1 protein-coding gene is annotated in these 505 nt (G+C 42.2%); it reads right to left on the bottom strand.

Annotated features, from left to right (window positions below; all coding sequences use genetic code 11):
• A partial coding sequence (locus tag HK417_RS24755; protein ID WP_222273556.1) for a hypothetical protein occupies positions 1 to 505 on the bottom strand: 505 nt, incomplete at both ends.

Below are 505 nucleotides of genomic sequence, written 5' to 3'. Positions count from 1 at the left end.
TACGGAATTTTAAATCCGGCGTCCAGTTCCTTCATAATAATTACGTCGTTAATTTTGGACGACGAAATTAATACAGTCGCTTTCCCGCTGTATGCGTTAACGTGATATTCGACGCTAATTTGTTGCCCGATTACATATTCCAGCGCGATATTAACAGGGTTAATAAAAGGCAGGTGGAATAATGCTTCCGTCTGGTGATAATCGAGGGAATTACCATAAGTTTCTGGTACGGTTACTTTGCCGATATAGAACACCAATTTATCATCGACCAGTTGCGGGGCAATGGTTTTAGTGTCGTAACCGCCTAGCGTAATAGTGCCATCAAGCCCAATCATTGCAGGGTCAATAGCGAACGGTAATTCAATAAGGTCAATAATGAAATCGCCGTAATCAACCGCTACTAAAGCAGTTCCCTCGCTATTAGGCACAATCTGGAACCGGGTAGACGAAAGGGTATTAATAATCTGGTTATCCACCAGATATACATTATTCGCCGCAACGTTAT

Origin of the sequence: Modestobacter marinus, assembly GCF_019799945.1 — a bacterium.
GTDB lineage: Bacteria > Actinomycetota > Actinomycetes > Mycobacteriales > Geodermatophilaceae > Modestobacter > Modestobacter marinus_B.
Note: the sequence above shows the minus strand (reverse complement) of the source record. Positions and strands in the feature narration are given on the sequence as shown.